The organism is Tropicimonas sediminicola (assembly GCF_900188335.1).
Taxonomy (GTDB): domain Bacteria; phylum Pseudomonadota; class Alphaproteobacteria; order Rhodobacterales; family Rhodobacteraceae; genus Tropicimonas; species Tropicimonas sediminicola.
Map to the genome: position 1 here is coordinate 797832 of NZ_FZOY01000002.1, position 25694 is coordinate 823525.

A 25694-nucleotide genomic window follows, 5' to 3' on the forward strand; every position below is an offset into this window, starting at 1 on the left:
GGCGTGTCTAGCTCAAAATGCCCTTACCCTGCCCGACCGCCGATTGCATCGTCCGAACGACCACAAATGCATCACGCAGGTGGCTGCGTTCGAGGTCGCTCAGGTCGGAGGGCGGCATGAAGTTGTCAGGCTTCTGCCCGGCGCGGATCTCGTCCGCCTGACGGTTCAGACGGGTTTCGGCGATCAGATCGTAGGCGTCGAGCAGGTCGTGCGCGCCGGAACGCGAGATCGTGCCGTTGGCCTCCGCCGCCTCGAGCCGGGCACGGGTGTTGACCTCGCCCAGCCCGCCCTGCAGCGCATAGACCCGCCCGAGATCGACCACCGGCACCACGCCGTTCATCTTCAGGTCGATCTCGTTCTTGTGCTCACCGGAGCGCACCGTGGCAAAGCCGCGGAACAGGCCCAGCGGCGGCGTGTGCTTGAGCGAGTTGGCGATCATGTGGCTGACGAAGATCGAGTTCTTGCGCGCCTCGGCCAGCGTCTCTTCCTTGAGATCGTCGAACAGATGCATCGCCCCGCCGATCGGCCGCAGGTCGAACATCACCGAAGCCAGCATCTGCGCCTCCGGGTCGGGCTTGGCAATCCAGCCGCGGAAGTAGCGGCGCCAGACGGCGGCCGGCTGCCGCCAGCGCGGATTGGTCGCCATCATGTCGCCGGGGCAGTAGAAATACCCGCAGGTGTCGAGCCCGTCGGAGACGAACTTCGCCAGTTTCTCGAAATAGGCGGCGTCGCCGGAACGGGCATTGTCGGCGATGATCAGGCAATTGTCCTGGTCGGAAACGCCGGTCTGCTCCTGCCGGCCCTGGGAGCCGCAGGCAAGCCAGAGATACTCCACCGGCGGCGCGCCGAGTTCCGCCTCGGCCAGCACCAGCAGCCGGCGCGTGACCGCGTCTGCGACATCGGTGATCAGCCGGGTGACGACCTCGTGGCGATTGCCGCCACCCACGAGCTGGGCCAGCAGCTTCGGCAGCCGCGCGGTGACCTTCGCCATGTCCGCGGCGGAGGCGGCCTCGGCAATCTCGTGGACCATCGAGGCCGAGCTGATCGCCTGGAAGCGGGTCAGGTCGGTCTGGGTGAGGATGCCGACCACGCGGTCGCCCTCGGTCACCGTGACATGGCCGACCTTGCGTTCCAGCATCATGTTGAGCAGGTCGGAGCCGAGCGCCGACGGTGGCAGGCTGGCCGGGTCCGCGGTCATGATCTCACGCACCGGGGTGTCGCCGGCGAGGCCCTCGGCAACGGCCTTGGTCGCCATGTCGCGCAGGGTGACGATGCCCACGAGCCGGTCCTCGGCCTCCGTCACGGCCAGGCAGGACACGCGTGTGTCGCGCATCATCCCGGCGGCGGCGCGGATCGGCGTGGCCGGGTCGACGGTGATCGGGTTGCGCGCCATCAGGTCGCCCACCCGCTGGGTGGCGAGATCGCCGCTGCGCTCCCGGGCGGGACTGCGACCGCGGTCGAAGAACCGGGCGAAGCTCGGCGCCTCGGCAATCAGGTCGTGGAAGGTGGCGGCGGGCAGCAGCAGAAGCCGGGTCTCCTCGGCGGCGCGCGCGTTGGTCAGCGCCCGGCCGTCGCGGGTCAGCCCCCGCTCGCCGAAGGAATTGCGGCCATGCAGGATCGAGACCGGAGCATCGTTCTCGTCCGTCACTTCCACGGTGCCATGTTCGATAAGGTAAAGCCCGTCGAGCGGCTCACCGGCGCCGTAGATCGGGCTCCCGGCCGCGACAAGCTTTTCTACAAAGACAGTTGCGATCCGTTTCTGCGTCTCGCGGTCGAGGCTGTCGTACGGGTGAACGTGTTCGATGAACCTCAGGATTCGGGTGTCTCGGTCGAGCGGGGAATCGGTCATCGTCGTTCCGTCGGAATGAGGTTGGACAAAGCAAATGGCGCGCCCCTTCAGGGCAAAGGGACGCGCCGGCGTTCTGGAGCGGACAGGACCGCAAGGCCCTGCCCGATGCCTTCGGATCAGTGATCCGCGGCGGCGGCGCCTGCACCACGCGGGATGCGGACACTCTCGACCAGTTCCTGGATCTCCTTCGGCGGCGCGGCGGTCGCGTTGGAGACGAGGATCGCGGTGGCGAAGTTCAGCAGCGCCCCGACGGCCCCGAAGGAGGTCGACTTGATGCCGAGGAACAGCGGAGCCGCATCGGTGTAGCTGTTGGTGTCCGGGATGAAGAACCAGCCCTTGTGCAGGAAGATGTAGATCACCGTCACGATCAGGCCGACCAGCATGCCGGCAACCGCGCCGGTGTTGTTCACCCGCTTGGAGAAGATCCCCATCATCAGCGCCGGGAAGATCGACGCAGCCGCGATACCGAAGGCCAGCGCAACCGTCTGGGCGGCGAAGCCCGGCGGGTTGAGACCCAGGTAGGTGGCGACAGCGATGGCAACGGCCATGGCAATCCGGGCCGACAGCAGCTCGTTGGCTTCCGACATGTCCGGGGTCAGCTGGCCCTTCATCAGGTCGTGCGAGACGGCCGAGGAAATGGCGAGCAGCAGACCGGCGGCGGTGGAGAGCGCGGCGGCGAGACCACCGGCGGCCACCAGACCGATCACCCAGCCGGGCAGGTTGGCGATTTCCGGGTTGGCGAGAACCAGGATGTCGCGGTCGAACTTGGTCAGCTCGTTGCCGGTCCAGCCGCTCGACTCGGCGCGGGCCTGCATGTCCGCGTTCGCGTCGTTGTAGTACTGGATCTTGCCGTCGCCGTTCTTGTCTTCCCAGTTCAGCAGACCGGTTTTCTGCCAGGTCAGCATCCAGTTGTACTCGGGGCTGGTCTCGATGGTCTCGAGAGAGACAGCCTCGCCCTGCGTGCCTTCCGGCCAGAACTGGTTGGTGATGTTGAGCCGCGCCATCGCGCCCACGGCCGGGGCCGTCAGGTAGAGCAGCGCGATGAACACCAGCGCCCAGCCGGCCGACCAGCGCGCATCGGCCACGGTGGGCACGGTGAAGAAGCGCATGATGACGTGGGGCAGACCGGCGGTGCCGATCATCAGCGACAGGGTGAACAGGACCATGTTCAGGGTGTCGCTGTTGCGGGTGGTGTACTCGGCGAAGCCCAGCTCGGTGACGATCTGGTCGAGCTTGGCAAGCAGCGGCTCACCGGAGGCGACCTCGTTGCCGAACAGGCCCAGGCCCGGGATCGGGTTGCCGGTCAACTCGAGCGAGATGAAGATCGCCGGGATCGTGTAGGCGGTGATCAGCACGACGTACTGGGCCACCTGGGTGTAGGTCACGCCCTTCATGCCGCCGAACACGGCATAGGCGAAGACGACCGCGGCACCGATCAGCAGGCCGGTGGTGTTGTCCACCTCGAGGAAGCGGCCGAAAGCCACGCCCACGCCGGTCATCTGGCCGATCACGTAGGTGATCGAGGCGACGATCAGGCAGATCACGGCCACGAGGCGCGCGGTCGGGCTGTAGAAACGGTCGCCGATGAACTCGGGCACGGTGAACTTGCCGAACTTGCGCAGGTAGGGCGCGAGCATCAGCGCCAGCAGCACGTAACCGCCGGTCCAGCCCATGAGGAAGGTCGAGTTGTCATAGCCGACGAAGGCGATGAGGCCGGCCATGGAGATGAAGGAGGCGGCGGACATCCAGTCGGCGCCGGTCGCCATGCCGTTCAGGACGGGGTGAACGCCCCGGCCGGCGGCATAGAATTCGGAGGTCGAGCCCGCGCGGGCCCAGATCGCGATCCCGATGTAGAGCGCGAAGCTCGCACCGATGAAGATCCAGTTGAGTACGAATTGATCCATCTGTCCCTGTCCCCTTACTGCTCGTCGACGCCGTGTTCACGGTCGAGAGCGTTCATCCGCCAGGCGTAGAAGAAGATGATCGCCAGGAAGACGAGGATCGAGCCCTGCTGGGCGACCCAGAAGGCAAAGCCCGGCATGACGGGCTGCAGCAGGATGCCGAAGCCGAAGGGCACGATGGCCCAGATCACGAGGCACCAGGTGACGATACGTATATTCGCCGCCCAGTACGCGTTGTTTTCAGGTTTGTCCGACATGCGGTCCTCCCATTGGTTTCTCACTCCGCATCGTGCCTCCCGCGCGATGCGTCCCTTACCTTCCGGGCCTTGACCGGCCCGGCCCGGTTGCGGGCAAGGGGAGGCGTCCCCCTGCCCCGCCGTTCAGGTTTTCGCCTGTTCGACGATTTCGTTGAGCTTCGCCGCGATCTCGGGAATGGCGCCCATCGCAGCCACTTCCTGCAGTTGGCCCCGCTCCTGGTAGAAGGCGATCAGCGGCGCGGTCTGCGCATGGTAGGCCTCCAGCCGCGAACGGACGGTCTCGGCATTGTCGTCGGCCCGGCGCTTGAACTCGGTGCCGCCGCAATTGTCGCAGACGCCCTCGACCGCCGGCTTCTTGAAGCTGTCGTGATACCCTTCGCCGCAGGCGGCGCAGGTGTAGCGGCCCGAAACCCGCGCCACCATGGCCTCGTCCTCGACCTCGAGGCTGATCGCGGCGTTGATCTTCTGCCCGCGCTCGGTGAGCAGCGCATCGAGCGCCTCGGCCTGCGCGGTCGTGCGCGGGAACCCGTCGAGAATGACGCCGTTCTTCACGTCGTCATCCGCAAGGCGATCCTTCAGCACCGCAATCACGATTTCGTCGCTCACCAGCTGACCGGCCTCCATCACCGCTTTCGCGGCCTTGCCGGCTTCAGTGCCCGCCGCGACAGCCCCACGCAGCAGGTCGCCTGTGGAGAGCTGGACGAGGCCGAACTTCTCCTCGAGCATCCTCGCCTGGGTGCCCTTGCCGGCCCCCGGAGGGCCGAGAAGGATCAGGACGGGTGGGGTTCGTGCGTCGCTCATGACGTCATCCCTTGTTCATTCTGTTTTCAATCAGATCCTCGACGACAGACGGGTCGGCGAGGGTGGAGGTGTCTCCAAGGGATCCGTAGTCATTCTCGGCGATCTTGCGCAAGATGCGGCGCATGATCTTGCCGGAGCGTGTCTTTGGCAGGCCAGGGGCCCACTGGATGAGATCGGGGCTGGCGATCGGGCCGATTTCGTGCCGCACCCACTGCCGCAGTTCCTGGTAGAGTTCCTGGGTCGGCTCGACGTCGTTCATCAGGGTGACGTAGCAATAGATGCCCTGCCCCTTGACGGGATGCGGGTAGCCGACAACCGCGGCCTCGGCGACCTTGGCATGGGCGACAAGCGCGCTTTCCACCTCGGCGGTGCCCATCCGGTGACCCGAGACGTTGATGACGTCATCGACCCGGCCGGTGATCCAGTAATAGCCGTCCGCATCGCGGCGGCAGCCGTCGCCGGAGAAGTAATAGCCCTTGTAGTCCGAGAAATAGGCCTGCTCGAAGCGGCCGTGATCGTCCCAGACGCCGCGCATCTGACCGGGCCAGCTGTCCTTGAGGCAGAGGACGCCCTCGGCCTCCACGGAATCGATCTCCAGCCCGGACTGCGGGTCGAGGATCACCGGCTGCACACCGAAGAAGGGCTTGGTGGCCGAGCCGGGCTTGGTCGACATCGCGCCGGGAAGCGGCGTGATGAGGTGCCCGCCGGTCTCGGTCTGCCACCAGGTGTCGACGATCGGGCATTTCCCCTTGCCGACCTTCTCGTTGTACCAGTTCCAGGCCTCGGGGTTGATCGGTTCGCCGACCGAGCCCAGCAGCTTGAGCGAGGAGAGGTCGTGCTTCTCGACCCACTCGTCCCCCTGCCCCATCAGCGCACGAATCGCGGTCGGCGCGGTGTAGAACTGGTTGACCTTGTGCTTCTCGCAGACTTCCCAGAAGCGGCCCGGATCGGGATAGGTCGGAACGCCTTCGAACATCACGGTCGTGGCGCCGTTGGCCAGCGGACCGTAGACGATGTAGCTGTGGCCGGTGACCCAGCCCACGTCCGCCGTGCACCAGAAGACATCGCCGTCATGGTAGTCGAAGGTGTACTGGTGGGTCATCGCCGCATAGACGAGATAACCGCCGGTGCTGTGCACGACGCCCTTCGGATGGCCCGTGGAGCCGGAGGTGTAGAGAATGAACAGCGGATCCTCGGCGTTCATCTCGATCGGGTGCTGGACGTCGGAGGCCTCCAGCATCATCTCGCCGTAGTCGAAATCGCGACCGTCCACCCAGGTGGTCTGCTCGCGGGTGCGGCGCACCATCAGCACCTTGGGATCGTGGATGCAGTGCAGCAGCGCGGCGTCGGTGTTGGACTTCAGCGGCGTCTTGCGGCCGCCACGCGGCGCGTAGTCGGCGGTGATCACGAGCTTGGCGTCGCAGCCGTTGACCCGGGCGGCCAGCGCATCGGGCGAGAAGCCGGCGAAGACGATGGAATGCACCGCGCCGATCCGGGCGCAGGCGAGCATCGCATAGGCTGCCTCGGGGATCATCGGGAGATAGATCACCACCCGGTCGCCCTTGCGAATTCCCAGCTGTTCCAGAACGTTGGCGAGCTTGCTGACCTGGTTGTGCAGCTGGCGGTAGGTGATGTACTGCGCTGGTTCGTGGATATCGTCAGGCTCGAAGATGATCGCGGTCTGGTTGCCGCGCTTCTTGAGATGCCGGTCGATGCAGTTGGCGGCGACGTTCAGGGTGCCGTCCTCGAACCATTTGATCGAGATGTTGCCCGGCTCGAAAGACGTGTCCTTCACCTTGGTATACGGCTTGATCCAGTCGAGGCGCTTGCCGTGCTCTCCCCAGAACGCTTCCGGGTCGCTGACAGAGGCGGCATACATCTTGTCGTAGGCGGCGGCATCGATATGCGCAGTGGCTTTGAAGTTCTCGGGAATCGCGCCGACTTCGGGCGTGGCGGCGGCCTTGGCTTTTGCGGACATGGGTCTCCCTCCCTGTAGCTGTCTAGCTGTACTGCGCAACGCTAGGAGAAAGGCGGCCTCTGGTCAGCAAAACTGTTCGCCCCGCCTCCTCCCGAGAAGCGAATTGCCCGCACCATAACCCATCCGTCAAAAAACACGTAACCCTTTTTTTAATAAGGTTTTTTCTGTAAATATTTTGACGGCAGATCCGATTCTGTTGTAAATTATTTATCTGTAGGCGAAAAAAAATCACGCTTTGACAAGCGGTTGCGCAATGTCTTGCGGGCGAAAATTTCGGTCCGGACGGCCGCAGACGGACGCAGCAATCCTGCGCCATTCGCCCCAGCTTACGCTGCGACAAATACGCCTGCCCCGCCCTCAAGTGGAAGATTGTTGCGCCAGGCCGACTCGCCTCGGGGAATCGGATCACCCGATTCTCTCGCGCGCGTCCCCCTGGGGCCGCGCTGCGAGGTTGCCCGGCGCGCGTGTCAGACTGCCTGCCAGCGGCCCTCGAAGCCCTCGGGGATCAGCAGCACGCTGCGGTCCAGATCCTCGATCCGCTTGCGCCCGCACAGCGCCATGTTGGTGTCCAGCTCCTTGCGGATCACCTCCAGGGCGTCCATCACGCCCTGCTCGCCATTGGCGCCGAGGCCATAGACGAAGGCCCGTCCGATGTAGGTGCCCTGCGCCCCCATCGCCATCGCCTTCAGCACGTCCTGGCCGGAGCGGATGCCGCTGTCCAGGTGGACTTCGATCTCGCCGCCGACCTCGTCGAGGATCGGCCGCAGCATGCGGATCGAAGACAGAGCGCCGTCGATCTGCCGTCCGCCGTGGTTGGACACGACGATTGCATCGGCACCGACCTTCACCGCCATCCGGGCGTCCTCGGGATCGAGGATACCCTTGAGGATGGTCTTGCCGCCCCACATCTGGATCAGCTTTTCCACCTTCGCCCAGTCGAGCGCGTGGTCGAACTGCTTGGCGGTCCATTCATAGAGTCGCGAGGGATCGTCGAGCCCCTTCACATGGCCGATGATATTGCCAAAGGACCGCCGCTCGGTGCCCAGCATCCCCAGCCCCCAGGACCATTTGGTGGACAGGTCCATCCAGTTCTTCAGAGTCGGCTTGGGCGGAGCGGACAGCCCGTTCTTCAGGTCCTTGTGACGCTGGCCGATCATCTGCAGGTCGAGCGTGATGACCAGCGCGGAACAGCCGGCATCCTTGGCGCGCTGAATCAGCCGGCGGACGAAATCCTCGTCGGTCATGGTGTAGAGCTGGAACCAGAACGGCTTGCGCGTCTTCTCCGCCACGTCCTCGATGGAGCAGATCGACATGGTCGAGAGCGTGAACGGCACGCCGAAACGCTCGGCCGCGCGGGCGGCGTGGATCTCGCCATCGGCGTGCTGCATGCCCAGCAGGCCCACAGGGGCCAGCGCGACGGGCATCTCAACCTTCTGGCCGGCCATCTCGGTCGCCGTGGATCGGCCGGTCATGTCGACGGCCACGCGCTGACGCAGGCGGATCTGCTCGAAATCCGAGCTGTTCTCCCGGAAGGTCTGCTCTGTCCAGCTGCCGGATTCGGCGTAGTCGTAGAACATCTTCGGCACGCGGCGGCGATAGATGCGCTTGAGATCTCCGATATTGGTGATGACGGTCATAAGCGGCACCCTCCCCGCGCGATATTGGTTAGGTTCGCTTACCAATTCAGCGCGGATCGCACAACTGCGCGATTGCAGGACTCATTGTCCCGGGGGCCCTCAGCCACCGACGGCCCGAGCCCCGAGGGTCTCGACGCCCTCGGGGATCTCTTTCGGCAAATGAGGACGATCAGGCGCGGTGCGCGCCGTCCGCCAGCCCTTTCACGAAATCGAGGATCTCGGGCACCGGACGCCCCTCCCCGATCAGCTTGACGATCGCGGAGCCGACCACGGCGCCGTCCGCGACGGAGGCGATGGCCTCGGCCTTCTCCGGCGAGTTGATGCCGAAGCCCACGATCACGGGAATGTCGGTCGCCGCCTTGATGCGCGCCACTTCCGGGCCAACGTCGGTCGCCTGGGCCTCGGCGGAACCGGTGATGCCGGTGATCGAGACGTAGTAGAGGAAGCCGGATGTGTTCTGCAGCACCTTGGGAAGGCGCTTGTCGTCGGTGGTGGGCGTGGCGAGGCGGATGAAGTTGAGCCCGGCCTTCTGGGCCGGAATGCACAGCTCCTCGTCCTCTTCCGGCGGCAGGTCGACCACGATCAGACCGTCGATCCCGGCGGCCTTCGCATCCTCGAGGAAACGGTCGACCCCACGGTTGTAGATCGGGTTGTAATAGCCCATCGCGACGATCGGCGTGGTCTGGTCGGTCTCGCGGAAGGCGGCGGCCATATCGAGCGTCTTCTGCAGGGTCTGGCCGCCGTCAAGCGCGCGCTGGCCCGCAAGCTGGATCGTCGGGCCGTCGGCCATCGGATCGGTAAAGGGAACACCCAGCTCGATGATGTCGACCCCTGCGCCCGGCAGGCCCTTCACGATCTCCAGCGAGGTCTCGTAATCCGGATCGCCCGCCATGACGTAGGCGACAAAGGCTTTCTTGCCCTCGGCATTCAGGCGCTGGAAGGTATCGTCGATCCGGGTCATGGCATCCTCGCAAGTGGTCCGGCCCCACTTGCAGAATGCGGAAGGGAAAATCAAGGCGCGAGCGGCGACCGCCCCACGTCGGGTATTTGCCAAGTTGGCTTGCGGCACACCGCGCGGGACACTAGAAGGCGGCGAGTTTTTCCGAAGGGGACCGCCATGGGCTTCAAGACCGGTATCGTGGGCCTGCCGAACGTCGGCAAATCCACCCTGTTCAACGCGCTCACGCGGACGGCGGCCGCCCAGGCGGCGAACTTCCCGTTCTGCACCATCGAGCCGAACGTGGGCGAGGTTGCCGTGCCCGACCCGCGGCTCGAGAAACTGGCGGCGATCGCCAAGTCCAAGCAGATCATCCCTACCCGCATGACCTTCGTCGATATCGCGGGCCTGGTGAAAGGCGCCTCCAAGGGCGAGGGCCTCGGCAACCAGTTCCTCGCGAACATCCGCGAATGCGATGCCATCGCCCATGTGCTGCGCTGTTTCGAGGACGGCGACGTGACCCACGTCGACGGCCGCGTCGACCCGGTGGCCGACGCCCAGACCATCGAGACCGAGCTGATGCTGGCCGACATGGAAAGCATCGAGAAACGCCTGCAGAACCTGGTGCGCAAGGTGAAGGGCGGAGACAAGGACGCGCTGCAGCAGGAACGGCTGCTCAAGGCCGCGCTCGCCGCGCTGGAGGATGGCAAGCCGGCACGCGCCGTGGAGGTCACCGAGGAGGACGCGAAGGCCTGGAACATGCTGCAGCTCCTGACCACCAAGCCGATTCTCTACGTCTGCAACGTCGCGGAAGACGAAGCGGCGACGGGCAATGCCCACACTGCGGCGGTCGAGACGATGGCCGCCGAACAAGGCGCCGCAACGGTGGTGATCTCGGCCAAGATCGAGGAAGAGATCAGCCAGCTCGACCCCGAGGAAGCAGAGATGTTCCTCTCCGAACTTGGCCTCGAGGAAGCCGGCCTCGACCGGCTGATCCGCGTCGGCCACAACCTTCTCGGCCTTCAGACCTATTTCACCGTCGGCCCCAAGGAAGCCCGCGCCTGGACGATCCACAAGGGCGACGCCGCCCCGAAGGCCGCTGGCGTAATCCACGGCGATTTCGAGCGCGGCTTCATCCGCGCGGAAACCATCGCCTATGACGACTACGTCGCGCTTGGCGGCGAACAGGGCGCCAAGGAAGCCGGCAAGATGCGGGTCGAGGGCAAGAGCTATATCGTCAAGGACGGCGACGTCCTGCACTTCCTGTTCAACGCCTGACCCAGGCCATGCCGGCCCGCCCGAGGCGCGGGCGGACCGGCTTTTCTTCGGATCAAAGTTCCGGCTTGACCACACCGCACGATACGCTTAGGTCGACGTCACCCTTCGGCGAGTTGGCGGAGTGGTGACGCAGCGGATTGCAAATCCGTGTACACCGGTTCGATTCCGGTACTCGCCTCCACATCTTTTCCATAGAATTCATGGGCCTCAGCTCGAACGCGAGAGCTGGTGTCTGGAAGGCTGGCTTACGGGAGCTGTGCTCCCCATCCGACGGTCTTCGCCCAAGAACAGCCGCAAATCCGATTGCCTCCCTGGGCCCGTGCATCGCAGGTGTCTCGTGCGGGTGGCGACGGTTGTCGGTTTGGGACGGCCTCTGTTGAACCGTTCAGCATTCCGGTCGCTTTCCGGGGAACGTGCCGAGGGTCTTCAATTGCCCCTAGAGCCTTGCTCTTCTGTCTCTAGACAACCAGATCCGCCAGCGACCGGCGCCGGCCCACGACGCGGGCGCCCCCTTATTATTCTAGTTGGCCTGCGGCCCCATCCAGAAACACGTACCCGATTCCGTGCACCGTGATTATCAGCTCCGGGTTCTTCGGGTCGCGCTCGATCTTCTTGCGCAGACGCCCGACAAGGACATCGATCGTCCGATCGAAGGGGTCTCTTTCCCGTCCGCTCAGCGCGTCGAGCAGGGCGTCGCGCTGCATCACCCGACCGCGATGGCGCACCAGCGCGAGAAGCAGTTCGAACTCGCCGCGCGTCAGGTGCACATCGCGGCCATCGGGGGCGGTCAGCCGACGTGAGGCCGGTGTCAGCGCCCATCCGTCAAACCGGAGCACTTGATCCGAGCTGTCCCGGGCCGGCTGTGCGCTGCGTGCGACCCGGCGCAGGATGTTGTTGGCGCGGGCGAGCAACTCCCGGGGATTGTAGGGCTTGTCGAGGTAGTCGTCGGCGCCGATCTCGAGCGCGACGATCTTGTCGATGTCTTCGGTCTTTGAGCTGATGACGATGACGGGAATATCGGAGGTGCGCCGCAATTCCCGCAGTAGGCTCAGGCCGTCCCGGCCTGGAAGCCTTATGTCGAGACAGAGCAGGTCGACATTGGCCTTGCGCAGGGCGACGTCCATCTCGTCCCCGTTGCTTGCCCGAAGCACCCGGAACCCTTCGACCTCGAAATAGCTGGCCAGCAGCTCGAGGCTGGTCAGGTCATCTTCGACGATAAGCACGCGCTTTGGCGCATCCATGCAGCCACCCCTCCCCGTTCACAACCCGTTTACAATTTTCTACAGCCCGTTCAAATATGGAAAACAGCGGATTTACAGCGATCCTTTATCCAGTCCCCGACGTAAGCGCAGACGGACGTTCCGTCGCACTGTTTTCGGGAGAATTGCGGTATGAGACGGATCTGGAACTGGCTGAGGACACCTTCGGGGTTCCTTTCGAGCGGTTTCCTTCTCTTGATCGGCGGGTTCGTCGCGGCGGTCCTGCTTGTCGGCGGACATACCGCGATCAAATCGACCGAGACGACGGAGTTCTGTGTCTCCTGCCATGATCTCGCGCCGGCCTACGAGGAATACAAGCTCTCCGTGCACTATTCCAACGCGTCCGGCGTCCAGGCCGGCTGCCCGGATTGCCACGTGCCCGAGCCCTTCGTGCCCTGGGTTGTCGACCACTACAAGGCGCTCGGCGAGGCGTACAGTTCCTGGACCGGCAAGATCGACACCCCGGAGAAATACGAGGAACATCGGCTCGAAATGGCCGAACGTGTCTGGGGCGAGATGAAGGCGAGCGACTCGCGGGAATGCCGGTCGTGCCATGTCGATCATGCGATGGATTTCGCGAAACAATCTCCCGAAGCCGCCAAGACGATGCAGGCGGGATTCGCCAATGGTGACACCTGCATCGACTGCCACAAGGGCATCGCCCACAAGCTGCCGGACATGTCGCAAGGCTACAAGAAGACCTTCGAGGACCTGACGGCGAAAGCACTGGGTCAGGGGGCGGAAGCCCAGGAGCTCTACGTGCTGCAGACCAAGCCGTACTTCGGCAGCGCCGACAACGCGAAGTCCGGTGAAGACTCGATCGGTCAGATCCTCGCCGCCACGCATCTGAAAGTGCTGGAACGCGAGGGCGATGCGCTGAAGGTCCGGATCGACGGCTGGCAGCAGGACGGCGTGGACAAGGTCATCTATGAACTGCGTGGACAGCGGATCTTCACCGCGACCGCAAAGGCCAGCGCCGCCGAACAGATCGAACGTCACGCGACCGAGACCGACCCGGATACCGATCTGGTCTGGCACCAGGTCAGTCTGGATGCCTGGGTGGACAAGACCGATCTGCTCGACAATATCGACGACCTCTGGGCCTACGGTGCGGAAATGAACAACGCCAGCTGCGGGATCTGCCACTCTGCCGTGCCGCCCGAGCACCTGCTGGCCAACCAGTGGATCGGCACGCTGAAGGCGATGGAACGGTTCATCGCGCTGGACAAGGAACAATACCGGTTCCTGCAGAAATACCTGCAGATGCATGCCAGCGACACCGGCGGCGCGGGCGCCAGCCACTGACCGCCACACAGGCGAAGTACGCTGAAATAGAGGGAACGAGCAGCAGTCGGCCGGCGGGCATCCCGCCGGCCGATTTCCTGTTCGTCCGCCCCCAGGGCCGCGCCGTTTACAACCCGTTCACAGAATTTTACAGCCGGTTCACCGCCTTCCGGAACGCTGTTTACACCCCCGCAATATGCTCCTCGCGTGCGCGCGGCCGTGGAGTCGAACCAGAAGGCTCCCCTGGCGAGAACCCCGGGGCCGCGCGGGAGAAACATACCGTACAAGCGGAGGGCGGATCATGTCCGGACACCATCGAACAGAAATCTCGAGACGCGGCGTTCTGAAGGGCGCGACGGCGCTCGGCGCGCTCGGGCTGCTGGCCCCGTCGGCCTGGGTGAACCCGGCCCGGGCCGCAATTGCCGATGGCGAGGTTCTGACGGGCTCGCACTGGGGCGCCTTCTACGCCAAGGTCGAGGGCGGCAAATGGGTGGACGTGCGTCCCTGGGAAGGCGACCCGCACCCGTCGCACCAGCTTCCGGGCGTCATGGATTCAGTCATGTCGCCCACGCGGATCCAGTACCCGATGGTTCGCCGCGCCTTCCTTGAAGAAGGCCCGGGCGCAAAGCCTGAAACCCGCGGCATGAACGACTTCGTGCGCGTGACCTGGGACGAGGCGCTCGAACTGGTCACCGGCGAGCTGAAGCGCGTCTCCGACACCTACGGGCCCACCGGGATTTTCGGCGGTTCGTATGGCTGGAAAAGCTCCGGCAAGCTCCATAACTGCCAGAGCCTGCTGCGGCGTATGCTGAACGTGGGCCTGAACGGCGCCTTCGTGAACTCGTCGGGCGACTACTCCACCGGCGCCAGCCAGATCATCATGCCGCATGTCATGGGCACGCTGGAAGTCTACGAACAGCAGACGGTGTGGCCGGTGGTCGTGGAATCCACCGATCTGCTCGTCTTCTGGGGCGCGGACCCGGTTCGCACCAACCAGATCGGATGGACCGTCGCCGACCACGACGGCTACATCGGCCTGGAGGAGTTCAAGAAGACCGGCAAGAAGGTCATCTGCATCGACCCGTGGCGGTCGCACACCGCGAAGTTCTTCGACGCCGAGTGGATTCCGATCCGGCCGCATACCGACGTGGCGATGATGCTCGGCATCGCGCACACGCTCTACACCGAAGAACTGCATGACGCCGACTTCCTCGACGAATACACCACCGGTTTCGACAAGTTCCTGCCCTACCTGCTGGGCGAGACGGACGACACACCGAAGACGGCCGAATGGGCCGCCGAGATCTGCGAGGTTCCGGCCGAGAAGATCAAGGAGCTGGCCCGTCTCTTCCAGTCGAACCGCACGATGCTCAGCTCCGGCTGGTCGATCCAGCGGCAGCACCACGGGGAGCAGTCGCACTGGATGCTGGTCACGCTCGCCTCTATGCTCGGCCAGATCGGTCTGCCGGGTGGCGGCTTCGGCCTCTCCTACCACTACGCCAACGGCGGCGCGCCCTCTGCCAACTCGATCGTGCTTCCGGGCATCTCCGATGGCGGCGCGGCGGTCGAAGGCGCGGCCTGGCTCACCGAAGCCGGTGCGGCTTCCATCCCGGTGTCGCGCGTTGCCGAAATGATCCTGAACCCCGGCAAGGAGTTCAACTTCAACGGCAAGACGCAGACCTTCCCCGACGTGAAGATGGTCTACTGGGTCGGCGGCAACCCGTTTGCCCACCACCCCAGCACCCAGGAGCTGATCGAGGGCTGGAAGCGGCTCGAAACCGTCGTCGTGCAGGACTTCCAATGGACGCCGACCGCGCGCATGGCCGACATCGTCCTGCCCGCGACCTCGGCCTACGAGCGCAACGACATCGAAAATGTCGGCGACTACTCGGCCCGCGCCATCGTGGCGATGAAGCAGGTCATCGAGCCGATGTACGAAGCCCGCAACGACTTCGACATCTTCGCCGATCTGGCCGAAAAACTCGGCGCGCGGGACAAGTTCACCGAGGGCAAGGACGAGATGGCCTGGATCAAGGGCTTCTACGAGTCCGCTGCCGAGCAGGCACCGGCACGCGGCATCGAGGTGCCCGGGTTCGACGCGTTCTGGGAGGTCGGGATCGTCGAGTTCGAGATCCCCGAGGAGAACAAGCAGTTCGTGCGCTATTCGGACTTCCGCGAGGATCCGCTGCTTGAACCGCTCGGCACGCCCTCCGGCCTGATCGAGATCTACTCGAAGAACATCGAGAAGATGGGCTATGACGATTGCCCGCCGCACCCGATGTGGCTGGAACCGATCGAACGGCTTGGGAACGGGTCGAAATTCCCGTTCCACCTCGACACCGCTCACCCGAACTCACGCCTGCACTCGCAGCTTTGCGGCACGAAACTGCGCGACACCTACACGGTCGCGGGGCGTGAACCCTGCCTGATCAACCCGGCGGACGCCGAAGCTCGCGGGATTGTCGACGGCGATATCGTCCGGGTCTTCAACGATCGCGGGGCGATCCTTGCCGGCGCCGTCGTCACCGACGAGATCCGGCCGAACGTGATCCGGGTGTCCGAAGGCGGCTGGTACAGCCCGGCGGCCGGCAGCGAGGCCGGAACGCTCTGCGAATACGGCGACGTCAACATGCTGACGGTCGGCGTCGGCACTTCCAGCCTGGCCCAGGGCAACTGCGGCCACACCGCGCTGGTCGATGTCGAGAAGTACACCGGCGAAGCAGGCGACCCGGTGGTCTTCACGACGCCCGCCGAAGGCTGACAGGCCCAATCGCGAGGGCCGGGACCGGCCCTCGCAAACACGGCAAGGCGCATGGGCTTCCCTGCAAAAACGGCAACCTCCCCGGGCTTGGTCGCGCTTCGGCGCGGCCTTGCCTCGTTCGCGCTCGGCGTCCTGGCGGGCGCAACCATGGCCCTGGCCGACCCTCTCTTTCTCTCTTCGTCCGCCGCGTTGTCGGCGGCCCCGTCGGGCCAGAGCTCCGAACTCGCCACGGTTTCGGTTGCCGCCCGCGTGGAGCGATTGGAGACCACCGACGGCTTTCACCGCGTCGCGCTGGAAGGCTGGGCGCGCGCCGGGGCGTCCCGCGTGCTCTTTGCCCTGCCCGGCAAGAGGATCCTCGTGGCCAGCATCGCGAAGGACCAGGTCGACACGCTCGAGCAGACGGGTGAGGTCGTCGATGCGGATACCGGGATCACATGGAACCGCATGCGCATCGAAGGCTGGATACCCGAAGCGGCGGCGGAACCGCAGATAGACCCGATCTGGTCCGCGGCCTGGACCTTCTTTACCGAGCGCTGCACGGCCTGCCATCAGCGTCGTGTTCCGGACCACTACACGGCCAACCAGTGGCGCAGCCTGATCAAGGTCATGGGACCCCGAACCGGGCTGCCCGAGGAGGAGCAGATGCTGATTCTGGCCTTCCTCCAGCACCACGCCAGCGATACCATCGCCCAACGTCCGAACACCCGAACCGGCGCGGTCATCGCCCCCGGGAGGTAATCATGCGCAAACTTGAAGCCCTGATCCAGGAGAACGAGGACTGGCTCGTCGACCGGGTTGTCTACTACGCCGTCTCCGAAGGGTTCTCCGATTACACCTCGACCCTGCGGGAAGCCTGGCGTGCGTCGATCTGCGGCCTGTCCACCCCGATCCTCGGAGCAATCGCCGCTGCCGGCGACACGTCGAACTCCCGGAAAGGCTTCGGGAAAGCCCGCGAGACCATCGTGGCCTTCGGGGTGGATCAGGCGCTGAAGCATCGCGCCCGCGGCATTCAACTGACGGACTTTCTCGGCCTGCTGAAATACTATCGACGCGCCTATCTCGATCTGATCGACGAACACCCGATGCCGGAATCCGATGCCCGGCGCCTGCGCGGATGGATTCTGGATTTCTTCGACCAGGTGGAAATCGGCCTGTGCGGCGAATGGATCTCGGCCTCCGACGCGCAACGCCTGCGCGACCTTCAGGACCGGGCGAAAAGCCTGACCAACGAGAAAAACAAGTACCTGACGATCTTCGAGAGCATCCGGGAACCGGTCATCCTGCTGGACGCCAACCATCATCCGACCCATCTGAACCACGCGGCCCACCTGCTGTTCTGCGGCGAGGTCACCCCGGGTGCGTCCTACTACGGCGCCTCGAACAGCCCGCTGCTGAATGCACAGATCACCTCGATGCTCGAAGGCGCCACCGACGGCGGGCACGACGCGGTGATCAAGACCCTGTCGGGGCCGCGGGAATTCAACGTCAACACCCAGAAGATGCTGGATGTCAGCCACAAGTTCGACGGAACGGTCATCATCCTGAACGACGTCTCGGAATACAAGCGCGCCCTGCGCCGTGCCGAAGCGGCCGACCAGGCCAAGTCGACCTTCCTTGCGGCGATGAGTCACGAAATCCGGACCCCGATTGCCGGCGTGCTCGGGCTCGCGCGCCTGTTGCGGGACACCGAGCTCACGCCGGGGCAGTCCCGTCATGTCGAAGGCATTCTCTCCTCGGGAGAGCTGCTGGCCGGGGTTGTCAGCGACATTCTCGATTTCTCGCAGGCAGAGATCGGCGGACGGAAACCCGTGCCGGAGAATTTCGACGTGGCCGGCGTGGTCCGGCAGATCTTCATGGTCGTGGAGCGGGCAGCGACCGACAAGGGGCTTCGTCTGGTCTCGCAGATCGCCCCCGAAACGCCGGCACAATTGCGTGGTGACACCTCCATGATCCGGCAGGTGCTGCTCAACCTTGCCCACAACGCGGTCAAATTCACCGAGCAGGGCGAGATCACCGTGCGCGTCGCCCCGCTGACACGGGATGACGGTTCCGAACGCATCCGTTTCGAAGTGCGCGACACAGGCGTGGGCCTTCCGGACGGGCCATGCGAATGGCTGTTCGATCCGTTCACCCAGCACGATCGTGACAGGGCCTCTCTCAAGGGAGGTGTCGGCCTCGGCCTTGCGATCTGCAAGAAGATCGTCTCCTCCCTTGGCGGCGAGATCCGGTGCTTCGCCAACAGCCCCGGCGGCAGCGTGTTCCAGGTCGATCTTCCCCTGGAACCGGGCGTCTCGGTCGTCGAACCGGCCGGAAACAAGCCGCATCCCGTCGGGGCAAAGGTCCTTGTGGTGGATGATGATGACGTCAACCGAGCGGTTGCAGAGGGCTTTCTCAGCAAGCTCGGGCATGTCGCAGTCTCCGTTCCCTCTGCGGCCGACGCCCTCGAAATGCTCTCGTCACAGCCCTTCGACCTCGTCCTCAGTGACAACCGCATGCCCGACATCACGGGCCTGGAGCTCTTGACGAGGATCCGTGCGCTGCGGACCGGCCCCAACCGCGAGGTTCCCGTCGTCATCGTCACGGCGTCGGTCGGTGACGTCAAAGCAGGCGCTGCCGGCGCGATGGCTCCGGACGGGGTACTCGGCAAACCATACGACATGGACGATCTGGCGCGGGAGCTTGGAACGCTCTTGTCTGACCGCGGCATTGCCCCCGCGCATGGCAACGCGTCGCCCCGCACGACACCGCCCCCCTCCGACGCGGATCTGACCACGCTCCTTCAGCACATGTCGCATCTCGGCCCCGAACGGAGCCAGCGCATCCTCAAAGCCTTCGCGGACACCGCACCGGCCCGCTTGGAGGCTATCGACAAGGGCGTCTCCGAAAGGGACTGGGACGAGGTCTCCGCGGCCGCACATGCCCTCGCCGGAGCGTCGGGAATACTTGGGCTGGAGTCCATTTCGCACTGCGCGAGAGAGATCGTGTCCAAGGCCGAGAAAGGCGACCGGAGCCGGATCGCGGAAGACCTGTCTCACCTGAAGCAACAGGTCGTCGACGTCCAGGGCAAGCTCCTCGCCCTGGCAGAAGGCGCGTCGACCAGCCCAAATGGGTGACTCCGGATGAGAGCAGGCACCCGTTGCCGCGGGGGCTGACATACGGGCGAAATCCCACCCTGGCACGTGGTTGAAGGGGACGATGTCCGCCCCCTTCCCCGGTTCTCGACGTTCGTAAGCGGCGGGATCGTCGCGCCCCGCCGCCGGTGCGAACTACAGACTGCCTGCGGCCGCGTGCTGGATCGACGGCCAGGTCTCTTCGGCCTTGCGCAGGGTTTCCTCGGGGTTCTCCTTGTACTTCGCGAAAACGGCAGCGTTCACGAAGAGATACAGCTTGCCGTCGACGATGTCGGCATAGCGCGGATCGCCGTCGAGCTTCTTGCCGATGGCAACGGCGAAGGCGCAGAAACCGCCGTACTGCGGGATGTAAGCCTCAGGATCGGCGGTGAACTTTTCGGCCGTGATCTCGGAGGCGAAGTAATAGGCCACCCCGTCATGCTCGACGACGTGCGCCGCATCACCCTGGGCGACGGCATTCAGCGTCGAGAGCGCGACCGTGTCCACGCCGCGCAGGGCAAGCGGTGTTCCCTCCAGCGAAAAGCCGGTGGAGACGTTGTATTCGTCCTCGGCAAAGCTGGGAGCCGCAAGGCTGGCGAGGGCGATGGAGGCGAGCAGGAGTGTGGTTTTGCGTTTCACGATTTTGGTCCTTGGATTGTGCCAAAGTCTGGCGGTTGCCCGGAGCGGAGCGCATCCGGGATTGGGGAGCCCGGACGGAACCGCGCTGCGGTCCGGCCGGGGGTCGGGAGTGAAGACAGGGCGCCCGACCCCGGTGGGGACATTGCCCTTGTGGGACAGCCGGGGTCGGGCATGGCGGCCGACACCTCGCGTTCGGGGATGTGGCGAGGCCTTCCGTCGGCCGCGGGACGAACTGGCGCGGGAGCGGCGCCGAACGCCCCGGGTTACATGCCGTAGGCGGCCTCGATCGCGCGCACGGTATTCTCCGTGTTGTCCACGGCGCTGGCGATCATGCGGAAATTCGTGAGCGAAGCAGCGTAGCCGTCATAATGCGCGGTGATTGCGCCTGCGGTCGCATCGGTGACCACCATGACCTCGAAGCCGGCCTCGATCAGCGACCGCATATGGGATTCCGTGCAGAGGTTCGACGACATGCCGCCGAGGATCACCTTGTCGATGCCGGCCTTGCGCAGTTGCAGCGCCAGGTCGTTGCTGTCGGGCCCGTAAACCTTGTGCGGACTGGTCACCACCACGTCCTCGCGTTCGAAGTAGGGCTTGTAGCTTTCGAGCCAGTCGGCGCCGGAGCCGTCGAACCCGTCGAGCGTGAGCGCATGCGGCCGGTCGAACATGCCGATGGAATGCATCAGCGTCTCCAGCGTGCCCTCGAAATGCCACTCGTGGTCATGCTCGAAGTAGTAATGCGGCGAGACGAAAACCGGCATGTCGACCCTCTCGGCCACCGCGAAGAGCGCGTCGAGGTTCTCGACCGTGCCGTTCTCGGTAATGCTCTGGCCGACAACGCCCCAGGTGACACCGTCGGGCGAGAGGAAATCGTTCTGCGGATCGGTGATCACGATGGCGGTGTTGGCAGGCGTGATTTCGAAGCCCGGCATCGGCAGGCCATCATTCACCGGCGGCAACTTGGCGGTGGCGGCGCGGGGCTCCACCTCCTGTGCGATGGCCGCGCCACTTCCCAGGCCAAGGATGGCGATGCTGGACGAAAAGGCCATGCCGGCACCCAGAAGGGCGGTGGCGACGGTCAGGCCGAGGTTGTCATGCGTGTTCTTCATGGTCGTTTCCTCTCATTTTTTTCTGCGCGTTTCGCGGTTTGAACTGGCGTTCTCCGAGGCGGGGCTGGCGGGTTCCGGCGGGGAATGCGTTGGCCTGTGGCTGCGTCATCGAACACGTACTGAATAGGTCCGAGGCGGCCGCGCGGTCTTGACCGGGCGTGTCAAAGCCTTGACCGGTCGCGTCAAAACGGGAGACAAGCGTTCACGGCGGCGTTACCTTCCGCGGAGCGCGGCCGCTCCGAAGGCGGGCTAGCCACAGTCTTCGGGAGGATCCATCCGGTGTTGTCGGCTCTCTATGCCCGAAAGCAGATCGAACAGGCGATCCATGTTGCGGACGCCTCGGCGCTCTACGAGATCGTGGGGCACACGCCCGAAAGCATCCAGGAGCCCGACGCGGTGGTCAGGCCGGAGGCCTATCACGCGCTTCTGGAAGCCATAGCAAAGAGCGAATGGCCCGACCTGCGCTTTCACATGCGCGTCTGCGCGGGGATGCGCTGCGAGGCCTTCGGCGCCTTCGGGCTGGCGTTCAAATCCGCGCCGACCCTGCGCCACGCGTTCCAGCGCCTGAGCCGCTATACACGGCTTCACAACGGGGTTTCCGAGTTCTCGGCGGTCGACCGGGGAGCCGTCTTCTGCTGGACGCATCGGCAGCCCGTCCTGCCGCGGCTGGGCGTCTACCTGTCGAACGAAGCGGCCATGGCCACCACGCTGACGCTCTGCCGGGAAACGACGACCTCGGATCTGACGCCGGTGCGGGTCCAGTTCACGCATCGGCGCGACGGGTCCAAGGACGCACTGGTGGAGCATTTCGGCATCGAGCCGGTTTTCGGGGCGGAGGTCGACGGGCTACAGCTCGCGATCGAGGAGGTAGACCGGCCGACGATCATCGGGGACGCCAGCATCTGGCGGTTCTTCACCGACCACCTGGAGAGCCTGCTACAGGCCGAGGATCCGGCGGAACTGTCCCTGGAAACACAGGTGGTGGAAGAGGTTGCCAAGCTTCTCAGCGGCGGCGTGCCTCCCCTTGCGGAGGTCGCCATGACGCTCGGAATGGGCACGCGAACGCTGCAGCGGCGGCTTTCCGAGCGCGGTACGACATACCAGGCGCTGGTGGACGAGGCGCGGCGGCACCTCGCACAGCAACTTGTCAGCGACAAGCGCTATTCCCTGTCGGAGATCGCCTTCCTGACCGGCTTTTCCGAGCAGAGCGCCTTCACACGGGCCTTCAAGCGATGGGAAGGATTGTCCCCGCGGGCCTTTCGGCAAGCAGGGACGCAGGTCTCGGGCGCCGGGTGACCGGGCGCCGCGTTCGGCCTTGAATGCCGCCATAGCGGCGACGTCGGCCCGGCGGTCGTCAGAGGCCCAGATCGCTGAGCGAGGGATGGTCGTCCGGACGACGGCCCTGCGGCCAGTGAAAGAGACGGTCGGCATCGTCGATGGCGAGGTCGTTGATGCTGGCGTGGCGCTCTTCCATCAGACCGTTCGCGTCAAACTGCCAGTTCTCGTTGCCGTAGGAGCGGACCCACTTGCCGGCCGGCCCGAGCCATTCATAGGCGAAGCGGACGGCGATGCGGTTCCCCTCAAAGGCCCAGAGCTCCTTGATAAGGCGGTATTCCTGCTCCTTCTGCCACTTCTCGGCGAGGAAGGCGACGATGTCGTCCCGGCCGGTCACAAAGGTGCTGCGATTGCGCCAGCGGCTCCCGGGCGTGTAGGCCCGCGAGACGGTCTCCGGGTCGCGGCTGTTCCAGGCATCCTCGGCCATGCGCACCTTCTGAGCGGCGGTCTCGGCGGTGAACGGCGGAAGCGGTGGGCGCTGCATGTCGGTGTCCTTTCGTTTGGCGAAGCGGCGGCGCGCGCAGGGCGCGCCGCCTGGGTCAGCTGAGGCAGGCAGTCCCTGTCACCAGAGATGGCGAAGGAAGACCGGCGCCGGTCCGGGGCAGGCTTTCAGGCCGACATCGCGGAGTTGCTCGGGGGAGAGGTGGCGCGCGACCCGCCAGGGAAGACAGGTCTCGCGCCTTTCCTCCATGCGGCGTTTTCTGAGAAACATCGGGATTTCCTCCTGTTGCCGGGATCAGGCGGCGACGCCGTCGGCGACGGGGAAATCGATATCGGTCTTCGCGACCTCGTTCATGTAGTTGGTCCAGGTGTTCAGGGCCACGTGCAGGACGATCTCGATCACCTGCGCATCGTCGTAACCGGCGTCCCGAACGGCCTGCAGTTCGCCATTTGTGACATGGCCGCGGGCCTCGGCGATCTGGACCGCGAACCGGACGGCGGCGCGTGCCTTGGCGTCGGTCGAGTCGCCGCGACGGTTGGCGGCGATCTCTTCGGGCGAGAGCTTGGCAAGATGCGCGCCGACATAGCTATGGGCCGACAGGCAGTATCCGCAGCCGTTGAACTCGGCGATGGCCAGCGCGATCCGCTCGCGCGTGGCAGCCGGCAGGCGGCCCTTGCCGAGCGCACCGGACAGCCCGAGATACCCTTCGAGGGCCGCCGGGTTCTGGGCGACAAGACGGAACATGTTGGGCGCGCTGCCGAGCTGTTTTGTGACGGCTTCCAGCAGCGGGCGGGAAGCTTCGGGGGCGGCGTCGATGGTTGCAGGAATTGCGATCCGGGACATTGGGTTTCTCCTTGAACTCTGAAGTGTCTACTCTTTTCGAGCGGTTGACTGATGTTCGCCCGACAGCGGGACCTCTGATTTCCGGAACGGCGGTGACATGCGTTCCCGCGTCGACGAACAATTTCGAGATAGGCGGAGGGGGCGAAACGGTCTTGACCGGCCGTGTCAAAGACTTGACCGCGCACGTCAGGGCAGGCCGCGGGCGATCACGGATGCGTCAACCTTCGGAAGGGTCACAGGCATCGCGATCGCGCCGATTGCCGATGCCCGGGTCGGCTCCCATCTCACGGGCGGTCGCCACGAAACCGCATGCCGCTCGTCCTGGCCTCGGCGCCTTGAAACCGGCGACGACGGCGTCCGAGAGATTGGGCGCCATGCACAGGGCACAGGCCGAGAAACGCCGCGGCGTCGTGGCCGGGCGCATCGGCGGCCGAGTCTGGTCACCAGTTCGGCAGGATCGCTCCGACAACATACATGCCGTCATCGCCCTTGATCAGCATCGTCGTGACCTCGTCGCCGGACGAGACCCCGCCCGTGATCCCCGTGCCCTCCAGAAGCCGCAGATGCATCGTCATGGCCTGCCAGCCGAGGAGGTCCGGTATCGGACCATGCTCGAGCGGCAGCTTGCCATCGGGCGTGACCGCCAGCGCCATGCCGGTCTCGGTGGCGGCGACACCATGGTCCAGCAGTCCGAGCCGTCCGTCAGCGCCAAGCGCGGTCGCGAAGGCACCCGCCCGGCCCCGAAACCGGGAGGTCATCGCGGGCCAGTCGAGGCTCTCCAGCACGTCGTGGGTGGCAGTGGCCATGCGGTCGCCCCAGTCGAGCGCGACCGAATATGGTGTCCCCGGCTCGTCGAGGCCGTTCTCGGTCGCCGGATCGAGGCAGGGCCTCTCAAGATTCGCTCTACCTGCCGTGTCCGCGTCCGGGGCAGGAACACGGAGCACCGCATAACCTCCGCGCTACGTTCGAGGATCTCGGGAGCCGGAAGATGCGCGGGCTGAAGCCCGGAAGGGCAGCATCCCGCGATATGGCACCCAGATGCCTCCCCTTTGCCTGACGGGCAGTGCTCCGAGCCAACATCCGCAACCGCCGAATGATGCGCGTGAGCGGCGGGCTGCAACCCGCCGCTGACCAGGGAAAGACGGCCGATCACCCGCGAGAGGCATGGGATCAGTGCGATGGTACGGTGTGCGGCGGTCCAAACTGTCCTCTTGGTCACGCGAGTCCCGTGTTTCGAGCAGGGCGATCCGACTCTCTGCGATCTTGGCGATCTTGCGATCAACCCGTGGGAAACCCTTGTCCCGGAGGTGTGCGCGGAGTCTGGCAAGCCGGTTCCGAAGGTGCGCAATGCGGGCTCCGCTGGCCATGGCTTTCCCACGGAAGCATTCATTCGGAATCGAGCAGATAGGTCGCCATCGCGGTCAGATCCGCGTCGGTCAGGAAGGCTGTGCCGCCCTGAACCACTTCGCCCATGCTCCCTCCAAAGGCGTCGCCGTCGGGCATCACCCCGGTCCGGAGTGCGAAGGCGAGGTTTGCGACCGTCCAGCCCTCGGCGCGCAGGTCGGCAGGCTTGAGCGAGGGCGCGGTGCCTCCCCCCGGAAGATCCCCGCTGCCGGCAAAGACCGCGGCCCTCAGACGTGCACCAGCAAGGTTTCGGGGCGTATGGCAGGCCCCGCAATGCGCCGCGCCCCGAACCAGCTCACGTCCCCGGTTCCACGCGGCACTCCGGCCGTCGACCGGGGCGGTTTCCGGGCGGGTCAGGAACGCCGCCCTCCAGAGCTTGAGGCCCCATCTCTGGCTGACCGGAAACGGTGCCTCGTGCTCCGGAGCGGGGACCGGCACCGGTGGCACGGTCCGGAAGGCCGCCCAGAGATCCGCGATCTGCTGATCGGAGAAGTTCGCGTAGAACGGGTAGGTGAAAGTGGGGAAATAGGGCTCGCCGTCCGGCGAGATCCCTTGCCGCACGGCCCTTGCGAAGTCCTCGACCGTCCAGTCGCCGATGCCGTGGACGGGGTCCGTGGTCAGGTTGGGCGGATAGAAAACGCCGAACCGCGTTTCCAGCGGCGCCCCTCCGGCCAGCGGCACGCCGCCACCCGTGGCATCGGTATGGCAGGCGATACACCCGCTGGCCCGCGCCAGGTACGCGCCGCGGTTCACGTCTCCGGTCAATGTGATCGGGGCAGGCTCCCGTCCGACCGGCCAGACCATCAGGCCGACCACGACGGCCCCGCCGACCATGGCGAAGATGGCCGCAACGCGCAGCAGGGCCAGCAT

21 protein-coding genes and 1 tRNA gene are annotated in these 25694 nt (G+C 65.2%); 7 read left to right on the forward strand and 15 right to left on the reverse strand.

What is annotated here, in order from left to right:
• Positions 1–7: 7 nt before the first annotated feature.
• From CHB86_RS08025 to trpA, 7 genes are all read right to left on the reverse strand, one after another.
• Entirely contained in the window at positions 8–1849 is a 1842-nt protein-coding gene (locus CHB86_RS08025; protein WP_089232468.1) for a DUF294 nucleotidyltransferase-like domain-containing protein, read from the reverse strand.
• Between the two features lie 116 nt (positions 1850–1965).
• Entirely contained in the window at positions 1966–3753 is a 1788-nt protein-coding gene (locus CHB86_RS08030; protein ID WP_089232469.1) for a sodium:solute symporter family protein, read from the reverse strand.
• A gap of 14 nt (positions 3754–3767) precedes the next feature.
• Positions 3768–4007: a DUF4212 domain-containing protein gene (locus CHB86_RS08035; RefSeq protein ID WP_089232470.1), complete on the reverse strand. Its 240-nt coding sequence runs from the start codon at positions 4005–4007 to the stop codon at positions 3768–3770.
• A 123-nt stretch (positions 4008–4130) separates the two neighbouring features.
• The gene (locus CHB86_RS08040; RefSeq protein ID WP_089232471.1) at positions 4131–4808 is read right to left on the reverse strand and encodes an adenylate kinase; all 678 of its coding nucleotides are present in this window, start codon (positions 4806–4808) and stop codon (positions 4131–4133) included.
• Positions 4809–4812: 4 nt separating this feature from the next.
• On the reverse strand, positions 4813–6786 hold the full coding sequence (gene acs / locus CHB86_RS08045) for an acetate--CoA ligase (protein WP_089232472.1): 1974 nt from the start codon (positions 6784–6786) through the stop codon (positions 4813–4815).
• 467 nt (positions 6787–7253) lie between these two features.
• A complete protein-coding gene (locus CHB86_RS08050) occupies positions 7254–8423 on the reverse strand; it encodes an alpha-hydroxy acid oxidase (RefSeq protein WP_089232473.1) in 1170 nt (389 codons plus the stop codon).
• A 169-nt stretch (positions 8424–8592) separates the two neighbouring features.
• Positions 8593–9384 carry a tryptophan synthase subunit alpha gene (trpA, locus tag CHB86_RS08055; RefSeq protein WP_089232474.1) on the reverse strand — a complete coding sequence of 264 codons (792 nt, stop codon included), beginning with the start codon at positions 9382–9384 and terminating at the stop codon, positions 8593–8595.
• Positions 9385–9540: 156 nt separating this feature from the next.
• Here trpA and ychF point away from each other — a divergent pair, with 156 nt between their 5' ends.
• Both ychF and CHB86_RS08065 read left to right on the forward strand, forming a co-directional pair.
• Positions 9541–10638 (forward strand): redox-regulated ATPase YchF, encoded by a 1098-nt coding sequence (gene ychF, locus CHB86_RS08060; RefSeq protein ID WP_089232475.1) that lies wholly within the window; start codon positions 9541–9543, stop codon positions 10636–10638.
• A gap of 107 nt (positions 10639–10745) precedes the next feature.
• Positions 10746–10819, forward strand: a tRNA-Cys gene (locus CHB86_RS08065).
• A 334-nt stretch (positions 10820–11153) separates the two neighbouring features.
• On the opposite strand, the gene CHB86_RS08070 is transcribed toward CHB86_RS08065, so the two are convergent.
• Positions 11154–11879, reverse strand: coding sequence for a response regulator (locus CHB86_RS08070; RefSeq protein WP_089232476.1), 726 nt, complete (start codon positions 11877–11879; stop codon positions 11154–11156).
• A gap of 150 nt (positions 11880–12029) precedes the next feature.
• Between CHB86_RS08070 and CHB86_RS08075 the strand changes: the two genes are divergently transcribed.
• From CHB86_RS08075 to CHB86_RS08085, 4 genes are all read left to right on the forward strand, one after another.
• Positions 12030–13202 (forward strand): NapC/NirT family cytochrome c, encoded by a 1173-nt coding sequence (locus CHB86_RS08075; RefSeq protein WP_089232477.1) that lies wholly within the window; start codon positions 12030–12032, stop codon positions 13200–13202.
• 280 nt (positions 13203–13482) lie between these two features.
• Entirely contained in the window at positions 13483–15942 is a 2460-nt protein-coding gene (torA, locus tag CHB86_RS08080; RefSeq protein ID WP_089232478.1) for a trimethylamine-N-oxide reductase TorA, read from the forward strand.
• A 51-nt stretch (positions 15943–15993) separates the two neighbouring features.
• The gene (locus CHB86_RS24575; protein ID WP_176442804.1) at positions 15994–16680 is read left to right on the forward strand and encodes a hypothetical protein; all 687 of its coding nucleotides are present in this window, start codon (positions 15994–15996) and stop codon (positions 16678–16680) included.
• Between the two features lie 2 nt (positions 16681–16682).
• A complete protein-coding gene (locus tag CHB86_RS08085) occupies positions 16683–19055 on the forward strand; it encodes an ATP-binding protein (RefSeq protein WP_176442805.1) in 2373 nt (790 codons plus the stop codon).
• A 153-nt stretch (positions 19056–19208) separates the two neighbouring features.
• Here CHB86_RS08085 and CHB86_RS08090 read toward each other — a convergent pair whose 3' ends face one another.
• Complete coding sequence (locus CHB86_RS08090; RefSeq protein WP_089232480.1) at positions 19209–19691, reverse strand: YHS domain-containing (seleno)protein; 483 nt, start codon at positions 19689–19691, stop codon at positions 19209–19211.
• Positions 19692–19954: 263 nt separating this feature from the next.
• The gene (locus tag CHB86_RS08095; RefSeq protein WP_245837818.1) at positions 19955–20800 is read right to left on the reverse strand and encodes an isochorismatase family protein; all 846 of its coding nucleotides are present in this window, start codon (positions 20798–20800) and stop codon (positions 19955–19957) included.
• 279 nt (positions 20801–21079) lie between these two features.
• Here CHB86_RS08095 and CHB86_RS08100 point away from each other — a divergent pair, with 279 nt between their 5' ends.
• Positions 21080–22096, forward strand: coding sequence for an AraC family transcriptional regulator (locus CHB86_RS08100; RefSeq protein WP_089232481.1), 1017 nt, complete (start codon positions 21080–21082; stop codon positions 22094–22096).
• A 58-nt stretch (positions 22097–22154) separates the two neighbouring features.
• Here CHB86_RS08100 and CHB86_RS08105 read toward each other — a convergent pair whose 3' ends face one another.
• From CHB86_RS08105 to CHB86_RS08120, 5 genes are all read right to left on the reverse strand, one after another.
• Positions 22155–22619 carry a nuclear transport factor 2 family protein gene (locus CHB86_RS08105; protein WP_089232482.1) on the reverse strand — a complete coding sequence of 155 codons (465 nt, stop codon included), beginning with the start codon at positions 22617–22619 and terminating at the stop codon, positions 22155–22157.
• Positions 22620–22697: 78 nt separating this feature from the next.
• The gene (locus tag CHB86_RS24580) at positions 22698–22847 is read right to left on the reverse strand and encodes a hypothetical protein (protein ID WP_176442806.1); all 150 of its coding nucleotides are present in this window, start codon (positions 22845–22847) and stop codon (positions 22698–22700) included.
• Positions 22848–22871: 24 nt separating this feature from the next.
• On the reverse strand, positions 22872–23420 hold the full coding sequence (locus CHB86_RS08110) for a carboxymuconolactone decarboxylase family protein (RefSeq protein ID WP_089232483.1): 549 nt from the start codon (positions 23418–23420) through the stop codon (positions 22872–22874).
• Between the two features lie 440 nt (positions 23421–23860).
• A complete protein-coding gene (locus CHB86_RS08115; RefSeq protein WP_141134844.1) occupies positions 23861–24364 on the reverse strand; it encodes a copper-binding protein in 504 nt (167 codons plus the stop codon).
• Between the two features lie 442 nt (positions 24365–24806).
• Positions 24807–25694, reverse strand: a complete 888-nt coding sequence (locus CHB86_RS08120) for a c-type cytochrome (RefSeq protein ID WP_089232485.1) — start codon at positions 25692–25694, stop codon at positions 24807–24809.